Origin of the sequence: Bradyrhizobium sp. NBAIM08, from assembly GCF_020193935.1 — a bacterium.
Lineage (GTDB): Bacteria > Pseudomonadota > Alphaproteobacteria > Rhizobiales > Xanthobacteraceae > Bradyrhizobium > Bradyrhizobium yuanmingense.
Genome location: NZ_JADYVR010001147.1, coordinates 1 through 393, shown reverse-complemented (window position 1 = coordinate 393; position 393 = coordinate 1). Strand labels below are relative to the sequence as shown.

General features: G+C 73.8%; 1 pseudogene. It reads right to left on the bottom strand.

Annotated elements, in window-relative coordinates:
- Positions 1-393 (bottom strand): annotated as a pseudogene (locus tag I6F37_RS43890) (hypothetical protein); the annotation flags it as partial.

The window sequence follows — 393 nt, the reverse complement described above, 5'->3', positions numbered from 1 at the left end:
GAGCCACGCGATGCCGGCCACGAGCAGGACGAGGACGAGCTGGCCGATGAGCAGGGCCCGCTCGACCACCGCGAGGTTCTGCTGCTCCTGGGCCAGGTCGAAGACGAGGTACAGCTCGTGCTCCCCCGACAGCGGGAGCGTGACGGTGCCGCCGACCGCGATGGCGGGCCCGCCGTCCCCGCCGCCCGGGGTGCGCACCTGCAGCAGCTGGCTCTGCAGCCGGTCGGGGTCGTCCTCGACGGCCTCGCGCAGCTCGTCGGTGATGGTGCTGGGGAGCAGGCTGTTGCTCGACACCTCGTCGAGGGTGACCGTGCGCTCGTTGCCGGCCCCGCGCAGCAGGACGATGTCGCGCAGCGGCTCGGGCCCGGAGCCCTCGAGGCGCAGGAGCAGGTC